At 36.2% G+C, this 18890-nt stretch carries 19 protein-coding genes; 14 read left to right on the top strand and 5 right to left on the bottom strand.

Annotated features, from left to right (window positions below):
- The first annotated feature begins 155 nt into the window (after positions 1 to 155).
- Positions 156 to 635: a hypothetical protein gene (locus AC3WSK_RS24605; protein ID WP_079561960.1), complete on the top strand. Its 480-nt coding sequence runs from the start codon at positions 156 to 158 to the stop codon at positions 633 to 635.
- Between the two features lie 210 nt (positions 636 to 845).
- Here the strand turns inward: AC3WSK_RS24605 and AC3WSK_RS24600 are convergent, their stop codons facing one another.
- Together AC3WSK_RS24600 and AC3WSK_RS24595 are read right to left on the bottom strand one after the other, a co-directional pair.
- Positions 846 to 1289 (bottom strand): hypothetical protein, encoded by a 444-nt coding sequence (locus AC3WSK_RS24600; RefSeq protein ID WP_492414855.1) that lies wholly within the window; start codon positions 1287 to 1289, stop codon positions 846 to 848.
- Between the two features lie 306 nt (positions 1290 to 1595).
- Positions 1596 to 2198 carry a LysE/ArgO family amino acid transporter gene (locus AC3WSK_RS24595; protein WP_079561959.1) on the bottom strand — a complete coding sequence of 201 codons (603 nt, stop codon included), beginning with the start codon at positions 2196 to 2198 and terminating at the stop codon, positions 1596 to 1598.
- A gap of 102 nt (positions 2199 to 2300) precedes the next feature.
- Here AC3WSK_RS24595 and AC3WSK_RS24590 point away from each other — a divergent pair, with 102 nt between their 5' ends.
- From AC3WSK_RS24590 to AC3WSK_RS24560, 7 genes are all read left to right on the top strand, one after another.
- Positions 2301 to 3722 carry an aminotransferase-like domain-containing protein gene (locus AC3WSK_RS24590; RefSeq protein WP_427483618.1) on the top strand — a complete coding sequence of 474 codons (1422 nt, stop codon included), beginning with the start codon at positions 2301 to 2303 and terminating at the stop codon, positions 3720 to 3722.
- Between the two features lie 465 nt (positions 3723 to 4187).
- Positions 4188 to 4934, top strand: a complete 747-nt coding sequence (locus AC3WSK_RS24585) for a hypothetical protein (protein ID WP_492414854.1) — start codon at positions 4188 to 4190, stop codon at positions 4932 to 4934.
- Between the two features lie 92 nt (positions 4935 to 5026).
- Entirely contained in the window at positions 5027 to 5242 is a 216-nt protein-coding gene (locus AC3WSK_RS24580) for a hypothetical protein (RefSeq protein WP_492414853.1), read from the top strand.
- Between the two features lie 45 nt (positions 5243 to 5287).
- Entirely contained in the window at positions 5288 to 5653 is a 366-nt protein-coding gene (locus tag AC3WSK_RS24575; RefSeq protein ID WP_492414852.1) for a DUF2089 domain-containing protein, read from the top strand.
- A gap of 13 nt (positions 5654 to 5666) precedes the next feature.
- The gene (locus AC3WSK_RS24570) at positions 5667 to 6047 is read left to right on the top strand and encodes an SHOCT-like domain-containing protein (protein ID WP_079561953.1); all 381 of its coding nucleotides are present in this window, start codon (positions 5667 to 5669) and stop codon (positions 6045 to 6047) included.
- 10 nt (positions 6048 to 6057) lie between these two features.
- Positions 6058 to 6339: a hypothetical protein gene (locus tag AC3WSK_RS24565; RefSeq protein WP_492414851.1), complete on the top strand. Its 282-nt coding sequence runs from the start codon at positions 6058 to 6060 to the stop codon at positions 6337 to 6339.
- A 200-nt stretch (positions 6340 to 6539) separates the two neighbouring features.
- Complete coding sequence (locus tag AC3WSK_RS24560) at positions 6540 to 7724, top strand: oxalate decarboxylase family bicupin (RefSeq protein ID WP_492414850.1); 1185 nt, start codon at positions 6540 to 6542, stop codon at positions 7722 to 7724.
- Between the two features lie 42 nt (positions 7725 to 7766).
- On the opposite strand, the gene AC3WSK_RS24555 is transcribed toward AC3WSK_RS24560, so the two are convergent.
- A complete protein-coding gene (locus tag AC3WSK_RS24555) occupies positions 7767 to 8918 on the bottom strand; it encodes an MFS transporter (protein ID WP_079561950.1) in 1152 nt (383 codons plus the stop codon).
- Between the two features lie 96 nt (positions 8919 to 9014).
- On the opposite strand from AC3WSK_RS24555, the gene yeiL reads away from it, so the two are divergent.
- Complete coding sequence (gene yeiL / locus AC3WSK_RS24550; RefSeq protein WP_079561949.1) at positions 9015 to 9677, top strand: transcriptional regulator YeiL; 663 nt, start codon at positions 9015 to 9017, stop codon at positions 9675 to 9677.
- Positions 9678 to 9686: 9 nt separating this feature from the next.
- Here yeiL and AC3WSK_RS24545 read toward each other — a convergent pair whose 3' ends face one another.
- Complete coding sequence (locus AC3WSK_RS24545; protein ID WP_079561948.1) at positions 9687 to 9974, bottom strand: hypothetical protein; 288 nt, start codon at positions 9972 to 9974, stop codon at positions 9687 to 9689.
- Positions 9975 to 10383: 409 nt separating this feature from the next.
- Between AC3WSK_RS24545 and AC3WSK_RS24540 the strand changes: the two genes are divergently transcribed.
- The 5 genes from AC3WSK_RS24540 (at position 10384) to AC3WSK_RS24520 (ending at position 17791) form a co-directional block, all read left to right on the top strand.
- Positions 10384 to 11364, top strand: a complete 981-nt coding sequence (locus AC3WSK_RS24540) for a diaminopimelate dehydrogenase (protein WP_079561947.1) — start codon at positions 10384 to 10386, stop codon at positions 11362 to 11364.
- 314 nt (positions 11365 to 11678) lie between these two features.
- Complete coding sequence (locus AC3WSK_RS24535; RefSeq protein ID WP_240518297.1) at positions 11679 to 12197, top strand: GrpB family protein; 519 nt, start codon at positions 11679 to 11681, stop codon at positions 12195 to 12197.
- A gap of 267 nt (positions 12198 to 12464) precedes the next feature.
- Positions 12465 to 15656, top strand: a complete 3192-nt coding sequence (locus AC3WSK_RS24530; RefSeq protein ID WP_492414849.1) for an AfsR/SARP family transcriptional regulator — start codon at positions 12465 to 12467, stop codon at positions 15654 to 15656.
- Positions 15657 to 15860: 204 nt separating this feature from the next.
- Entirely contained in the window at positions 15861 to 16679 is an 819-nt protein-coding gene (locus tag AC3WSK_RS24525) for an alpha/beta fold hydrolase (protein ID WP_492414848.1), read from the top strand.
- A 212-nt stretch (positions 16680 to 16891) separates the two neighbouring features.
- A complete protein-coding gene (locus AC3WSK_RS24520; RefSeq protein ID WP_427483624.1) occupies positions 16892 to 17791 on the top strand; it encodes a LysR substrate-binding domain-containing protein in 900 nt (299 codons plus the stop codon).
- A gap of 36 nt (positions 17792 to 17827) precedes the next feature.
- On the opposite strand, the gene AC3WSK_RS24515 is transcribed toward AC3WSK_RS24520, so the two are convergent.
- Entirely contained in the window at positions 17828 to 18817 is a 990-nt protein-coding gene (locus AC3WSK_RS24515; protein ID WP_492414847.1) for an aldo/keto reductase family protein, read from the bottom strand.
- Positions 18818 to 18890 lie beyond the last annotated feature (73 nt).

The following is an 18890-nucleotide window of genomic DNA, read 5'->3' as shown; positions in this document are numbered from 1 at the left end:
TCACCTCTACTATATAAAAAAATAGTAGTACGAACCAATGCCTTGGTCTGCACTACTAATCTTAGTATGTTTTTCTTATTGTACTACTGAAGTAGGTTGGTTAATCGTAGTAAAATTAATTGTAAGATTTAAATTTCGCTAAATTTGGAGGTTTTATGAAAAACAAGAATTTGATTTGTCGTACCTCAGGTGTATACTCTGATGAATTAACAAGAGGTAAATTATACAAAGTGATTGATATGAAACAGGATAAAGAAATGGTTCGTATTAAATGTGACAATGGACGACTAAGATGGTTTTCATTATTCCACTTTAATGTGAATAGTGAGGATCTCGTAGATTTAATAAGCTGGACGTTTGATGACGAAGTATCAAATGACCCTAATGAGACAAATTGGATAGAAGTAAGTTTGAAAATGAGTGACGGGAGTGAGAGATGGTGTATTCTTTATACTCCAGAACGGTTAAAAAACTGTTTACAACAATCAAACATTTATCCAAAAGGACTCCATATAAAGCATATGATAGTTGTCAAAAGTTATAATGTGGAGGATATACAGAGTGTTTTGGATTATCTTAATCAGGAAGACGAGTTGATTGGTGCAACATTACCACTTAATAGAAGTTCTTCTTGAACATAGAGCAGTCGCTGGAAAAGATATTGAAATAAGAAAAATATGTATGTGAAGGTGATATTAAGGACCAGATAAAAAGGCGGTTCCTAGGTGTGACTGTTGTACTAATTATTTTTGCTAGTGACAAGCTCCCACCTGAGATTATAGACCTTTTAATTCACTTGAATTTGACCCTCGTAAAGAGGGAGAGGTTTATGAATCCTACAAAATTTACGAGATGAAAAATCCAACTATATAATGACTAACAAAAATTGCAACATAAATTAAAGTAATATAAGGTTGATAATCAATATAAAATTCTTTATGTGTTAACCTAAATTTATGGGGAATTAAAACCCAACTAATATAGTCAATTATTATTGAAAGTGTTGTCCATTGGATAACGGTATAAAGCATAAATTCTTTTACATGATCCGTATCAATTCCTTTACTATATAACCAAAGGAAAATTGGAAATATTAAAACATTGTAAAGAACCTGATAGGGTCTAGACTTAACATAAACGGGTGATTTTAAAAAAGTTGTACCTGCCTGTTTCGCATTTTGAACACCAAAAAATTTATTGGTGATTAACATATGTATAAAAACTACTAAAGTTGCGACTGAATAAGCAAGTAACATCCATAAAAAAGACATACCTAAATTATTAAACAAATAACTTCACCTAACTTTCATAATATAACAATTTATACCAATTCATTGCATTATCCTATAAAATCAAGTGATTGTAAATAAAATATTTCGAAAAATATATCTATAACTTCGATGGCTTAATAGAGTGGTGCAAACTTTATTAAGTGTAAAACAAACAAAAGCTGAACTAATATCAAAAATTAGTTCAGCTTAAAAATTGCATATTATTATGTTGTACATTAAATATAGGATCCATAAAAATTAACTGCATTTCTTTAACTCTTGATCTTAATAATAACCAGTATCTTGAGTGTTTTTGTGCATAGGTTACAGTATTCCACTAAAAAGATAGAGAGCGGTTGCCCAAATAAAAATCGCTGAGCATTTATTGAAAATATTCATAAGCTTCCCAGAGCTATCAAGTCTTTTCAACGATGCTCCGGCAATGATAAGACCTAAAAACCATAACCAAGAAATCAAAACACAAGCTGCCGTGAACAATATTTGCTCTGTGCCGCTATATTTTAAAGCACTTGTACCAATAACACCTATTGTATCTAAAATGGCATGTGGATTTAAGAGCGAAACAGATAGTGCGAATAAAATTTGCTTTTTTATAGGTAGTGCTTCATTGTTATCGGCAGTTGCTGGATTCGAACGCCAAATTGTATAGCCCATATAAAGTAAAAAAAGTATACCAACAGTCATTAAGGCGATCCGTAACCATTCAAATTGCAATACGATTAATGATAAACCAAATACTGCAAGTAGGATTAGAAGTGTATCACAAATTGCGGCTGTTATACTGGCTGGTAAGGCCCGAACTAAACGAGGCTGTGTTGCACCTTGAGAAAAGACAAAGACATTTTGTACGCCTAAAGGCAAAATAAGTCCAAACGCTAAAATCATTCCATGAAGAAATGCTTCCAATAACATTCCCTCCTTTCACTAACTATTCTAGATGTGTTATAACTAAAAGAAAACGACCAATTGGATGGTTTTTTATCCACCCAATTTCGAGGGGTGATACGAATGAACTGGCAGCCAAATAGACGGAGTGAAATGACATTACAGCAACAAATTGTGACATGGGTTATTGAGCATATCGAACGGGGCGATTGGGTGGCAGGGACAAAGCTACCAACACAAAGACAGCTAGCGATACAGTTTGGGGTAAACCGGAGTACTGTTCAGCAGGCGTTAGAGGAATTAAAAGCAGCAGGAATATTGGAATCGAAAGTAGGCTCAGGTATATTTGTAGCTCATAATTCTTGGCATTCCTTAATTACACAATCACAGCCAAATTGGCAATCCTTTATTGACACAAGCTTACATAAGCCAAATTATCATACCATTCAATTAATCAATGAATACGAGCAGCGCGATGATGTCATTCGATTAGGTACTGGGGAGCTAGCACCAAGTTTATTACCGACAGCTGAAATTGAAGCGTCATTGAAAGAGCTCTCTTTGCAACCGAAAGCTTTAGGTTATTCATCACCACAAGGTAGCGATGAACTTCGAGAAGCGATTTGCGAATACGTGATAAAAAGGGGCATTCATGCAAACCCCAGAAATGTGTGCATTGTCTCCGGTGCACTACAGGCTTTACAGCTCATTGCAGTTGGACTACTAGAACAGGGGTCTATCGTATTTCAAGAACAAACATCTTATTTAAATTCAGTGCATCCATTCCAGTCTGTAGGTATGCAAATGTTGGCTATCCATCGAGATGAACAGCTTGTACAAACTTTAGCTCAACGAAAAAGAAAAAGGCAGGCTGTATTTTATGCTGTTCCTACATTAAACAATCCGACTGGAGGGGTGTGGACTACGCATGAAAAAAAGCAGCTTTATGAAGCATGTCAACAATCTCGAATTCCTATTATTGAGGATGACGTCTATCACGAATTGCTCTTTGAAGCGGCAACGCCCCCAATTAAATCAATGGATGATAACGGGCAAGTCCTTTACATTGGAAGTGTTTCGAAAACATTAAGCCCTGGACTTAGAATTGGTTGGTTAATTGGTCCAACAACTGTTATAGAGCGGTTAGCGGATATAAAAATGCAAACGGATTACGGTTCAAGCGCCATCTCGCAGGAAATTGTGCTGCATTGGCTACAGTCCGGAAAGTATGAAAAGCATATCGTCGACTTACGCCAAAAATTACAGCAAAGAGCAGATTATGTAGAGACTATTTTACAAGAAAAATTTTATGATATTGCAGAGTGGAATAAGCCAAAAGGTGGCTTTTATATTTGGCTAAAGTTTCATGAGCCCATTGTTGATAAAGAGTTGTTTACCAAGCTATTGCAGCGCGAAGTACTCATTAATCCCGGTTATATTTACGATCCGCAAGATGCTCAACATATTCGATTATCATATGCTTATGCGACAGAGGAAGAGTTGGAAAAAGGATTAAATATCCTATTTGAGATTACAAAAAAGTAGAGATGTATAAACTTAAAGAAAATCACCCATTGTATACATGATTACATACAATGGGTGATTTCTTTTAAGTATCGGTATGTTTGATTTGTTTCAGCAAATTATGTCGACGATATATAAAAATAAGAAAATATATGTATTTAATGTAGAATTTACCATACTTGTGTACTAAAATAGTCTTGCAAGACTAAATATAAAATAAGGAGAAACGCTTTGAGGAATCTAACTAAAATTATTTTTTTACTTATTTTTTTTCTAGTGGCTACTGTCACATTCAATAGTCTGTCCACCGATGCGACTAATGAAAAAGTCTCTAAAATACATAGAGTATCAAATCCAGAATTTTGTAAGAACAAAAATTTCCCATATGAACTGTCTAACGGATTGACAATTGGAGTGAAAAAAAACTTATGCGTTCCAGTAATCTTAAAAGGAAAGAATGAAGTATATTCTTTCGGTGGCCCATTTATGGAAGGAGAAATGCAGTTCACTGTCACTGGAAATAAAGATACATTTATGTATTATAAAGATTCTGGGCGTGGTGGTGACAGTCTTGAATTAGTGGGCGTTCGCCCAAATGGAGAAATTTTCTTAGAGAAAGAGATTGATAATGGTGTAGGTATCAACGCCGAATTCCTTTCGCCTAGTATTATTGAAATAGGTATTGAGAGGTATAATGAAGACTACGTAGCTATGGGCGATAGATTTACTGGCTTATTCGATACAAAATACTATCAACTTACTAAAGATGGAGAGATGATAGAGATAGATTATATCGATCAGGAATTTGCCAACCTAGCGAAGAAGGGGCAATTAAAATGGGTGCCAGGGAATATAGGCATGAACTATAAATCTTTAAAAGCCAATAATAAAGGTACGCTTGAGTATGGCGATATTCCTTTCTATATGACACTTAAGGCATCATACGCTTTCCCTCCTAAAAATAAGCTTGAAGGAACGGAAGCAGTTAATGCTATCGGCAAAAATACAATGATAACGGGCTCGAAAAAAGAGCTAACTGAAAAACTACAGAAATATTTCGGTAAGCCTGTAGCAGAAAAGATAAATGGTAATAGCTATGTATATGCTTACAAAGCTGGTCAATATTATGTAGTAATAGATGGAGACGGCATTAACAAAGAAGCTTATCTTTATATCGGTACAAAGAATGGTATAAATATTTTATTTTGGCCTTTTGATGGAGGCATTAAATAATCTGCATTTCATAATAAATAATGTACTTTAAGAACACATCTTATTGTGTTCTTTTTTTATTGTCGAAAAACATTATTGAGGTGAACAATCAAATGTTGGAATATTTGCTGGCGTCTAAACATCCGCCGCGGCCGCTTCTCTTTACACAAAAGCCATTTGTTGGCCTAATGCTGGACGGGGTTAAAATATATAGTCATAAGTTAATTCACATTAAAAGTGAAAATGAAGAATTAATGATTTTAAACAAAGAATTAATAATATTTATTTTTTTGATTAAAAAGTTTAATTTTAATCACTTGCATTTTTAATTCCTTGTTGTATAATCAAATCAACTAGAAGGAAGGGATTTCACTATGGCTTATCAAGTTATCACAAATTGTCCTGTTTGCAGTAAAACATTGAAAATTACTAAGTTGCAGTGCTCTCATTGTCACACAACGATTGAAAATGAGTTTGAATTATCTAAGTTGGCATCTTTATCAAAGGATCAGCTTCATTTTGTAGAAGTATTTTTAACTTGCAGAGGGAATATCAAAGAAGTGGAAAAGGAACTGGGGATTTCGTATCCAACGGTTCGAGGCAAGCTAACAGACATTATCTCATCTCTTGGATATGAGCAAAAGAAGAAAAATGAAGTAGACGAGAAAAAAGTTGTCACTATGCTGGAAAATGGCGAGATTACACCAGAAGAAGCTATTAAGCTTTTAAAAGAAGAATAGGGAGGAATTTATCATGAAAGAGGAAATTGCAAGAGTATTAACAATGGTTCAAGAAGGAAAGATTGATGCAGAACAAGGATCAGAACTGATTCAAGTATTAAAGGAAAAAGAAGAAACAAGTAATGATAAGCCGACTAAATATTTAGATAAAACTTTAAAAGTCCGTGTTGTATCAGCCGAAAATGATAACGTCATGGTTAATTTACCTATAAAACTTGTCAAGGTAGTATTACTGGCTGGACACAGTATCGCAGCGAGTGTTCCTCAAGCGGAAAAATACGTTAAAGATATTGATATAAACCTTATTATTGAAGCAATTGAAAACGAATTAGATGGCCAAATTGTTGATATTAAATCGGCAAACGGGGATACCGTTTCGGTCATCATTGAGTAGTGATTTGCTTATGATGCATGTAAAAGTGAAAACAAAAGGCTTTCGGCTTAATATCCCAATGCCATATGCTATGTTAAACATTGTTATTTCAATTTTGTCCTCGAAACTTTTGCAACGAAATTTAAACAAATGGACAAAAGAGCCTTTCGAAAGAAAAAAAATAGACTTTACTTTTCCATTAATAGATAAAAACACGCTAAAGCCGATCGTCAAGGAACTGAAAAATTATAAGGGAATCGTGATAGTGGATGTCAAAGCTAAGGACGGCACAGAGGTTAAAGTTAGACTATAATTGATGATTACTAGCATTTTTAAGAAAAAGCCTAATTTCTTGATTGAAAAAAACTATTATAGCTCAAGTACGTAACCCCGTTCTTTAATCTAGGACGGGGTTAAATATGTACTAGAATCGCAAAACCTTTTGATAAAAGAATAATTCTAGTTAAGAATCATACATATTTAAATAATGATTATTTATGAAGAGGTGAACCATTGGAGAACATACCAGAGGGCTATTCTTATGTTCCACAGCCTATTCGGAAAGATGGTGCAGGTGGGGTGGATAAAGGGCCGAGAGATGTTATGAGGGATTTGGAAAATCCTGATTTGCTTGTCCCTCCTAAAACAGACGCTGGGCTTGTACCAAATTTAAAATTCTCTTTTTCTGATACGCATATGGTTTTAAAGCATGGTGGTTGGTCTCGAGAAATTACTGTTCGTGATCTCCCAATTGCTACGACATTGGCAGGTGTTAATATGAGTCTGACACCTGGCGGGGTTCGTGAGTTGCATTGGCATCAACAGGCGGAATGGTCGTATATGCTTTTTGGTCATGCACGCATTACTGCGGTCGATCAAAATGGACGTAATTTTATTGCCGATGTAGGACCGGGGGACTTATGGTATTTCCCACCAGGTATTCCTCATTCCATACAGGGTCTTGAAGATGGCTGTGAATTTTTACTAGTATTTGACGATGGGCATTTCTCAGATCTTAGTACATTTTCAATTTCTGATTGGTTTGCTCATACGCCTAAAGATGTGCTGTCCTCTAATTTTGGTGTTCCAAAGAGCGCTTTTCAACATATCCCGAAAGAACAGGTCTATATTTATCAAGATAAAGTTCCAGGATCACTAGACACACAAAAAGTACAATCGCCATATGGTACAGTCCCTCAAACTTTCAAGCATCGTCTGCTTGCTCAAACGCCTATTAAAACTCCTGGAGGTAGTGTCAGAATTGTAGACTCCACTAATTTTCCTATTTCTAAAAATATCGCAGCAGCCCTTGTCGAGATTAAGCCCGGTGCAATGAGAGAGTTGCATTGGCACCCGAATAATGATGAATGGCAATATTATTTACAAGGAAAAGGGCGCATGACAGTGTTTGCAGCAAATGGTGTGGCTAGAACATTTGATTATCGTGCAGGTGATGTTGGATATGTGCCGTTTGCAAATGGTCACTACGTTGAGAATACCGGTACGGAGACGTTATGGTTCCTTGAAATGTTTAAAAGTGATAGATTTCAGGATGTTTCGTTAAATCAATGGATGGCTCTTACTCCATCTGAGCTAGTACAAAGTAATTTAAATATTGGTCCTGAACTTCTACATGTATTAAGGAAGGAAAAGTGGCCAGTCGTGAAATATCCTGGGTTTTCATATTATCCAAAGTAAGCATATAGAAAAGCAGGTGAGATTTTTTCTCACCTGCTTATTTTAATATTGATATTTATTTCTAGTAGTAAGCAGTATACCGATTGCTGGAACCGTACAAATAAGCATTGCTGCAAATGATAGTCCAGGAGAAATTTCGTATAAATATCCGCCTAAAAATGTAAGGATAGCTGTACTTAATCCCATTGCTAATGCAGAGTAGATGCCTTGTGCATTTGGAATTTGCTCCTTTGGCAATGTTTTTGTTAAATAGCTGATAAAAGCGTAATGCGCAAGAGCAAAAGATAATGCATGTAATGTTTGAGAAGCGATAAATACCCAAACATTCGGGAATAAGTAAATAAGTAACCAACGTAAAGATGACCCACTTGCTGCTAAAAGTAATAAAGAAGATGATCGCCATTTTTTAAATAGTGTATCAGCCTTCATAAAGTATAAGATTTCGCACATAACGGCGATGTTTATAATCATCCCCATGTAGAATGGGTCGACATGTAAATCCCCTAAATATATATAGCCGTAGCTGTAATAAGAAGCGTGTGCGCCTTGCAACAGAATAACGACTAATAAAACAATAGGGAAGCCTTTAATAGTCCATAATGTTTTCATCGACAACGATTTTGCACGTTGTTCTTTCGTCGGTACAATGAGTAGCTCTTGTGGTGTAGCCATTTGCTGCATCAACAGCATACCGATCAGGCCGACCACCATACTCCAAAAGATAATGTCATTGCCAAATGCACCTGTCAGCATGCTAATGATTAATACTGCAATGACAAAGCCAAGGGAACCATAGGAGCGGCTTTTACCATAGTGGACATTTCCATTCTGTACGAGTGTTGCCGCACTACTTTCAACGGCAGGAAGCAGTGCCGGATAGAAAACACTAAATATAAGGGTAACGATAAGAAGCGAGATAAAGCTCGTGCTTGGTATGTAAAGTAAAGTTGTGAGTAGGGCACCTATTGCCAGAATACTAGTGAGTCGTTTATTATTCACATATTTTGCAAGCATCGGGAAGAAAAATAAATTTGAGATTGCTCGTGCTAAAAGACCACAGCCCATTACGACGCTAGCCTGTGAAACTGTAAGATGTTTGGCATCAACAAGCCAACCAGTCCAGTAAGGTAAGAAAATACCCCATGTAAAGAAAAATGCAAAGAAATTTTGAGAAAGCCATCGTTGATTGTTCATAAAATTACGTACCTCCATTAACTATGTTGAATAATAGCACGTTCATCGATACAATAATGTGAGATATCTCACATTTTTTCGAAGGAGAGAGTAAAAATGCATATACTGACAGCTGAGGAACGTTCATACTATCTCGATAAATATCCAATAGATGATTTTTTTTCTTTTGAAATTGATCCATTTTTAGAAATATGTAAGTTTGATAAGGGTGAATGGATTTTTCAAGAAGGGTCATTTCCAAATACGCTATACTACATGATCGAGGGAAAGGCGAAGCTATACATGACACACAAAAATGGCAAAGTCTCGCTTATCGATTACTTGAAGGCACCACTTTTTATGGGGGAAATTGAGTTACTTAATGAGGCAAGATATACGAAGGGGATTCAGACAGTAACCGAGACGATTTGTTTTTCGATTAAACAGTCCTGTAAAGAAAAATTACTCACGGATGTACTATTTTTACGTAAACTTTGTGTGTTTTTAGGGGAAAAGGCGTTCAAAATGACGTCAAAATATACACAAAATCAAGCATTTCCACTTGAAAATCGACTTGCTGCATTTATTCAATTTTCGTCAGATCAAGGAGTCTATAAAGAAAAGCATACTGAAATCTGTGAATATTTAGGGGTTTCCTATCGACATTTATTATATGTACTTGCACAATTTTGCGAAGAAAAAATTTTAGAGAAGAAAAAGAATGGCTATTACATTATTAATGAAGAGCGTCTTTCCGAATTGGCTCAGGAAATACAGTGAGGAGTGCTATTACTTATTGTATTCACTTTTTTTAACTAACCAGCGTGCTATCTCCTTCCCGCTATGGTAAAAGTAAGCCTCATTGACTCTTTGGTTTTGTAGGGAGATATCTAGGGTTTCTTCCGTAACGCCAAAAGGTATAACCCCTAAACATTGGTGTGTGAGGTGTGGGATCTTTTTGTGCTTTACCTCAGTTTCAATGTGAGCTTTAGCAGATTTTTGTGCATTTCGGAATGGACGAGTAAGTAATTCTCCTTGTTCCAATGTTGTGCTTGGCGAATAACAATTACCTTTCATTCAACATGCCCCCTTTGTCGTTAGTTTTATTGTACAAGACATGCGGTGGAAAAAGTCTTCATTTACAAGGCTTTAACTAAAACTTAAAGGTTAGTTAATCAATTATGCCTCGGCATAATTGCGTCCGGAATCGGCTTTGTGCTTGCACAAAGAACTCCTTTCCGATTTCCGTGACATCCGCCGGAGGCATTAACTTCTTTCAGCGGATGTTTGTATATCCGCTGAAAGAAGTTAAATATGTAACCGTATTCATGCCATTTACGAATAGAAATCATAGAAAACTTGTATGATTTTAAGAGAAAAACTCGTACTCAAACTATTGTGAATTTTCCTAACACAACGTATTATTGTAAGTAGAGTTAACGTGAAGGACTTCACATAGTCACGTAATCGTGAGGAGGAATTTTTAATGAGTGCAATTCGAGTAGGTATTGTAGGTTATGGAAATTTAGGACGTGGTGTAGAGTATGCTATTTCACAAAATCCAGATATGGAGTTAGTAGCGGTATTCACACGTCGCGATCCATCAACTGTAAACATTGCGAGTAATGCTAACGTATATTTAGTAGATGATGCTGAAAAATTCCAAAATGACATTGATGTAATGATTTTATGTGGTGGCTCAGCAACAGATTTACCTGAGCAAGGACCACACTTTGCACAATGGTTTAATACAATTGATAGCTTTGATACTCATGCGAAAATTCCTGAGTTTTTCGAGGCTGTAGATGCAGCGGCACAAGAGTCTGGTAAAGTATCCGTCATTTCAGTTGGCTGGGATCCAGGTTTATTCTCATTAAATCGTATACTAGGGGAGACAGTTCTACCAGTAGGCACAACTTATACTTTTTGGGGAGACGGTTTAAGTCAAGGTCACTCAGATGCTGTGCGTCGTATTGAAGGTGTTAAAAATGCGGTACAATACACATTACCAATTCAAGAGGCAGTAGACCGTGTTCGTAACGGTGAAAATCCTGAGCTGACAACGCGTGAAAAGCATGCACGTGAATGTTGGGTAGTTCTTGAAGAAGGTGCAGATGGGGCGAAAGTTGAGCAAGAAATCGTGACGATGCCGAACTATTTTGATGAGTATGACACAATTGTAAACTTTATTTCTGAAGAGGAATTTAAAGCAAACCACACAGGCATGCCACACGGTGGATTCGTTATTCGTAGTGGAGAAAGCGGAGCTAACGAAAAACAAATTCTTGAATTCTCATTAAAACTTGAAAGTAATCCAAACTTCACATCTAGTGTTTTAGTAGCATTTGCTCGTGCAGCACATCGTCTAAACCAAGCTGGAGACAAAGGTGCTAAAACAGTATTCGATATCCCATTCGGTCTGTTATCACCAAAATCAGCTGCTGAATTACGTAAGGAACTTTTATAATTTTAACCTATTAAACTACCCGATTATCATTTAGTTGATAATCGGGTTTTTCGAATTTAGCAATTCATTTTGTTAAATCACTATATAGCTAAACTATAAATGAAAGCACCATCAAAAGCTGGGGATGACGAAATTAACGACTACACAAATGCTAACTTTCCGTAAAGGGAGCATATCGAAATAAAATCATTGGACTTTATTAATTGTATTTATTGTAAAATAAATACTTTTTGTGCTTATAATAAAATTAGGTTATTAAAATCTACTTAAGTAGTTTTACATTGTAACGTTGCTGCTTTGTAAAAAAGGATAGATTGGGGGAGTTTCAAATAGAAAAAGTGAATTTTTTTAATAGTGAACTATTTCATAAAAATGCTGAGAAATCATTTTTGATTCACGCAAATAAAATACAAGAATTGCTACCAGAGGCTGATATTCAACATGTTGGTAGTTCAGCAATTCCTAATAGCATTACTAAAGGTGATTTAGATATCCAAGTACGTGTTAATGCTGAACAATTTTCGAATGCCATAGAACTACTATCAAATTTATATGAAAGAAATGATGAAAGTGTTAAAACAGCTACATTTAGGGCATTTAAAGATGATACAACTAATCCTCCTTTAGGGGTTCAATTAACTGTAATTGATTCTGAGTTTGATTTCTTTTGGAAATTTAGAGACGTTTTATTGGCAAATAATGAATATCGCGATGCATATGATAAATTGAAGAAAGAGTACGAAGCTAAATCAATGGATGCCTATAGGGAAGCTAAAGATATCTTTTTCCAAAGATTAATGGAAACTCCTGAGTTTAAGAGATACGATAAATAATTTTGATTATTCATCGGATAGTAAGGAAACTTGAAAAAAGTTGGTAACGGTAAAATCAATTTGATAAACTTGAAGTACCAAGCGAAAACTCCACCCGTGGTTTGTCTCAGCAACAATTGCGATACGTGAGTTTTCGCTTTTATTTGATATATAAATGTAAAGATTTCATAAGATCAGCCCCGCGATATTATGATGAACTCATAAAAGATTTTAACTCTGAAGACTTGTAACCTTACATAACCAGTTGAATGGGGAGGTTATCACTAAATGACGACAGACATTATTATTCAATCAAAATGTATTTCACCGAGTCCGTCTAATCATTGTATTAGTAGAGCTACATTAATGAGAACATTAAATAAGAGTCTAGACCATAGTTGCACGCTTATTCATAGTGGTGCTGGGTATGGCAAAACAACAATCCTTACACAATTTCTACATGCACAATCAAGCAAATTTTCCTGGTATAGTGTGTCGGAGGAAGATGATAATATATTGCCGTTTTTAAGGCATTTATTTTTTAGTATCACACGAATTGTTCCGGGCTTCGGCCAAGAATTCGATGCTTGGAATCAATTATCCCGTTTTCCAAAAATTGAAGAACTTAATCGTTGGTTTAAGCTGTTTGTCAATAGTTTATGTGAAATCGAAGAAGCAATATTAATTGTCATCGATGACTACCATCTCGTTGACCATGAATTTCATATAAATTATGTGTTGGAAAAAATAATTGAGTTTTCACCACCGAATGTTCACTTTATCATTGCCTCTAGAACGATGCCGAATTGGGATATTACGAGGAGATTAAAACTACAAAAGAAATTACTTGTAATTGCAGAAAAAGAATTAGCATTTTCCTCAGAGGAGATCGCTGTTTTTTTCGAGGATTATGCAGAGGTACATTTAACAGAGGTTGAAATAGCGAAGGTTGTGGAAATTACAGAGGGCTGGGCAATTAGTATTTCTTTATTAGCCGAGCAATGGAACGATGAGACATTAGCTCATTGGCTAAATATTTCTACAAATGATCTTTTCACCTATTTATCGGAGGAAGTTTATCTTAAGATGTCTGCATTTGAGCAAGAGGTATTATTAAAGCTGGCGATTTTCCCCACTTTCTCAGAGGAGTTAATATCGCAATTTTATAGTACGGAAATTGCACAAGTGTTAAAACTGTTTGTCCAGCGACATTTATTTATTCAACCTATCACGAAGGATGGTTTGTATCGTTTTCATGCCTTGTTTAGTCGATTTTTAGAGGCAAAGTGGCCACAACAAAATGCTTCACAGTATATTACATTGCATAAACAAGCAGCATTGTATTATGTAATGCAAAACAATATTCAAGCCGTTCTTCATCACGCATTTAAAACGAATGATCAGGATTTTTGTGGAGAGCTATTACAAAATCATGCTGAAAGTCTAGTCCGTGCTGGGCAATTTGAGTGGTTATTAGAAAAGATAAACAGATTTACAGCTAATGAAAAGTCCGAATATTATAAATTGTATTATTTTGAAGGTGAGTGCCACCGCTATCGTGCTTACTATGAAAAAGCAAAGCAGTCGTATGAAAATTGTGCAAACATCGCAAAAAGTAAAAACGATTATCTGTTTATGACAAAAGCGCAGGCAGGTTTAGCACATATTTATCTCGATACAATTCAGCCAGCATTGGCAGAGCCACATTTAAAGAAGGCTTTAGAGTTAGCGAATCATACGCCGTTAAACAAAGAGGAACTTCTCGAATTACAACGTCAGTATGCAGAAAATCTTGTGAATCTAGGGAAGGCGAAAGGCGCACAAGTATTTACCGATGAGGTTGCTTTAACGGAGGACGTGCTACAAAGAGCAAATGTCGATGTTCGAATATTGTTAAGAACAGGACAGCTATTAGAAGCGAAGGAATTACTGACGAAGAGATTGGAATTACCACCACAGCTTGTCGCGACACATAGAGAGAGTGAGCTACTAGCATCATTTGTCTATGCGCTTTTAGGGCTGGGGAAGGATGCATGGTATGCCGCTCAACATGGAATTCGTAGGGGACTACGTGAAAAATCGATTTTTATAGAGGCTGTTGGCTATATTCGCAAAGCACATGCTTACCTATTAGTGGATTTTCCTGATTATCAAGGAGCCTGCCAAGCTTATGAGAAAGCTCTTACATTAATGAATACTATTAATATTTCTCGCGTAAAAGCCGAACCTTACATGGGACTAGCAATTGTCAAACATGCGCAAGGAGATATTATCTCAGCTAAAAAATATATAGCACTCGGCTTACAGGAAACAGAGCAAGTACAAGACGCGTGGATGACCGCTCTAATATTAATTGCTGAAGTGAAAATCATTCTTTCTCAACATGAATATGAACGAGCCGGACAATTATTAATGAAGGCACAGCGATTATTTCACAATTGTGGTGATCAAAATGGTGTAATGCATGTACTATTCTTTCAATCTGTCATTGCTTTCAAAGAAAATAAACCGCAACCATTCAATCATTATTTTCAGCAGTTTGCCCAGTTATGCATCGCAAATGGCTATGACTACTTTTTACAAAGAAAAACCATTCTCGGTCCAGCGAATGGGATGATCTTTTATGAGCTTTTACAATTTAGTAGAAAGTCCGAAGGGGAAAATGCCGCTATTTTAACGATGCGTAGCTATTTTCAGGTTGAGAACAATATCATCTATCCTGATGAGGAAATGCAGGTGAATTTTTTAGGAAGTTTAAATTTAACAAGAAATCATCGAAAGCTTGAGGATAAAGAATGGCAGCGCGATAAATCGAAGGAGCTTTTTGTCTATTTATATTGTCATCGCAATCGTTTTACGCCAAAGGAAGAGATTGCACAGGCGTTATGGCCAGAGCGAAATGTTGATTCACTCGATCGAGATTTTAAAGTTGTTTTGAATACGTTATTAAAGGTTCTTGAGCCTAATAGAAATGCGCGTCAAGATAGCTTTTTCATTCAGCGTAAAAATAATATGTATCAATTGCAGCATACTCAATTTCTACAAATTGATGTCGAGCGCTTTCTCTATTTTTATGAATTAGGGATGGAGGAGTTCGATCCACAATTGTCAAACGAATGGTTGTATCTAGCTGAAACAAGCTATACGGATACACTTTATGCTGAAAAAAAGCAGTTAGATTGGCTTATACAGGATCGAGAAAAACTTCAATCTTTGTATATTGAAGTACTGGAAAGGTTAGCACAAAATGCGACGAGGCAGCAAAACTATAAGCAAGCTATTTTTTATGCAGAAAGAATGATTCGTGAGGATGCATTATGGGAAGAAGGCTATCGCTTGTTAATGTATAGTTACTATCAATTACAAAACCGCTCCCTTGCATTAAAATGGTATGAAAAATGTGTGCAGCAATTAAAAAGGGAACTAAATACAACACCGATGGAATCGACGATGGTTGTTTATGATTTGATAATCGGCTAGTGTATATGATGTAATTGGTTATTTTTGGGGCATCTATGACATGGAGGTGATTTCCGTTTCGACTGGGCGCTTTGCTAGGGTGTCCGAGGAGTTTCCCAGTCGGAACGAAAATCAACTAGCTCCTACAAGGAAAAAACATAATAACTTTTGATGAACATTTATATGCATTAATCAATAATTTTTATAATAATTGGAGGTACTACTATGTCATTTTGTAAGGTAAGTAAAGCGAATATTTACTATGAAGTGATTGGAACCGGAACACCAATCGTAATGCTTCATGGCTATTCGCCAGATCATAGATTAATGAAAGGCTGTATGGAGCCTGTTTTTGCCGAAAGGGAAGGCTGGAAACGAATTTATATTGACCTTCCAGGAATGGGCAAGACGACAGACTATGAAAAGATCAATGACTCAGATGAAATGCTAGAGGCCGTTGTAGAACTAATACACGTATTACTACCAAACGAACGGTATTTATTGGTAGGAGAATCTTATGGTGGATATTTAGTGAGAGGAATAATGAGGGAGTATCAAGACCAAATTTTAGGGGCTGCTTTTATTTGTCCGTTGATTATTCCTGATAAAGAAGGTCGAACAGTCCCAGAACAAAGTATTGTCTCGGCAGATAAAGAATTTTTATCGACAATAACGAAAGAGGAACTAGAGGATTTTAGTTCACATCTTGTTGTTTTAAATGAATACAATTGTCATCGCTATACAAATGAAGTGTTAGCAGGCCAAAGAAACGCAGATGTGGAATTTTTAGAAAAAATCCAAAAAGGCTATCGTTTTTCATTTCCTGTAGATGAAATTTCATTTGATAAACCGTGCTTATTTTTGTTGGGCAAACAGGATTCCATGGTTGGCTATAAGGACGCTTTTACGATTTTAGATAAATTCCCAAGAGCAACTTTCACAATTTTAGATAAGGCTGGGCATAATTTGCAAATTGAACAAGCGGATTTGTTTAATAGCCTTATGCATGAATGGTTAGATAGGGTAGAGGATATTTACAATTGAAATACATTTTGTGAGAAAGAGACAGAATGAGATCTTTAGAATCTATTGATTAACTCACTTACTCAATATTTTCAAAGGGTTCTTTCTGTCCAATTTTTTCACTTCTTTTCCATATAGGTGAATTTCCCATCGAACGAATTATATTTGCGTAATGAATATAGAAGAAGCATTAGCATTAAAGTAATCGAATTTAGTAGAAGGGATAGTTGCAAATGGATATTAGGAAAATGCGATATTTCATAATGGTGGCAGAAGAATTGAATTTTAGTCGTGCGGCAGAACGTCTTAGGATGGCGCAACCTCCTTTAAGCCAAGAAATTCGTAAATTAGAAGAAGAATTGGGAGTTCAACTTTTTCATCGAACGAAAAGAATGGTAGAGCTTACGGATGCTGGGAAGATATTTTTAGAAGGATCTCAACAAACACTGCTTCAGTTAGAAAGAACTATAAAAGAAACACAACTCGCGGCTGAAGGGAAAATAGGGAGCTTAATTATTGGTTTTGTCGATTCCACAGAAATTGTTATAGAAGTTCTTAATAAATTTCGAGAACGCTTTCCTAAAATCCATCTTATATTACGTGAAATGACAACAGAGCAGCAATTAAAAGCACTTTATGAGAAACAAATTCATATTGGATTTATTCGTTCTAAACAGAACAACGGAATACTCTCTTCTGAAGTTTGTTCAGAAGAATCTTTAAGATTGGTTTTACATCAAGATCATCCTTTCGCCTCATTGCCCGAAATACCACTCCGATTGTTGATGGATGAACCATTTATTTTGTTTCCACGTCATATGGGTCCAAGTTTTTATGATTTAATTATTAGCTACTTTTGGGATCATGGTGTAAGCTTAAATGTTGTTCAAGAGGCAATTCAAATGCAAACGATTGTTAATTTAGTGGCAACCGGAATGGGAGTTTCTGTCGTTCCATCGTCGGTGGAAAGTTATAAACATCCTGGGGTTATCTATAAAAAAATCCAAGAGACTACACCAAAGGTAAATTTGTATGTTGGTTGGAGAGAAGATGAAAAATCTGCAGTAGTAAATCATTTCTTAACAGTTGTAAGAGAGATGTATTCGATTTTGCAATTTAATCACCAAAAATAAAAGCCCATCCTAAAGGGGATGGGTAATAAAATATTGTTAACCTGTTTTACTCGGATCGTACTCAACGAAACCTTCTAATACTTTGTCAATCTGATTCATAATTTCAATGTCTAGTTTGACACCAGAAGCGAGCGCGTTCTCTCTGACCTGTTCTGGGCTCGAGGCACCGATAATCGCTGAGGAAACGTTCTGGTTTTGTAGTACCCAAGCTACTGCAAGTTGAGCGAGGGTAAGATCAATCTCTTGTGCGATGGGTTTAAGCTTCTGAATAGCAGTGAGTACATTGTCGTTCATCCAACGTTGTGCAAGCTTATTAAAGAATGGTTTGCCAGCCGAAGAATTAGCACGCGCCTGGGCTGGTACTGGTTTTTGGGGTAGATATTTTCCAGTGAGAACACCTTGTGCTAAAGGCGACCATACTACTTGCCCAAGTCCTTCACGTTGACAGGTTGGTATAATATCGCTTTCGATAACTCTCCACAACATTGAATACTGGGGTTGGCTTGCAATGAACGGAATATTCAATTCCCGTGCAAGTGCTGCACCACGGGTGATTTGTTCTGATGTCCACTCACTTACACCGATATAAAGCACTTTACCTTGTCTTACAAGATCCGCGAAAGCTAACATCGTTTCTTCAAGAGGAGTAGTTGGATCAAATCTGTGTGCATAATAGACATCTATATAGTCAGTTTGTAATCGACGCAAAGATGCATTACAATTTTCTAGAATATGTTTTCGTGATAAACCTTTATCGTTTTGCCCATTCCCAGTCGGATGGCACACCTTTGTACATAGTTCAATGCTCTCCCGGCGTATACCTTGTAAAGACCTGCCGAGTACTTCTTCAGCTTTAGTTTCTGAATAAACATCAGCAGTATCGAATGTAGTTATACCGACATCTAGTGCTGCTTTAACACACTCTTTTGCAGTATCCTCATCTACTTTACCCCCATGATTTATCCAGTTTCCGTATGCTATCTTGCTTATTGTTAATCCGCTATTGCCAAGTTTACTAAACTCCATTCTAGTCCCTCCTTTTGAAAGTGCTATCTTCATTATAAAAACCAGATTTCAATATGGGTAATATATTATTACT

It is taken from the genome of Lysinibacillus sp. EB271-A1-10B (genome assembly GCF_058791335.1).
The sequence above is the reverse complement of the archived record's forward strand: the minus strand, read 5'-3'. Positions and strand labels throughout refer to the sequence as shown.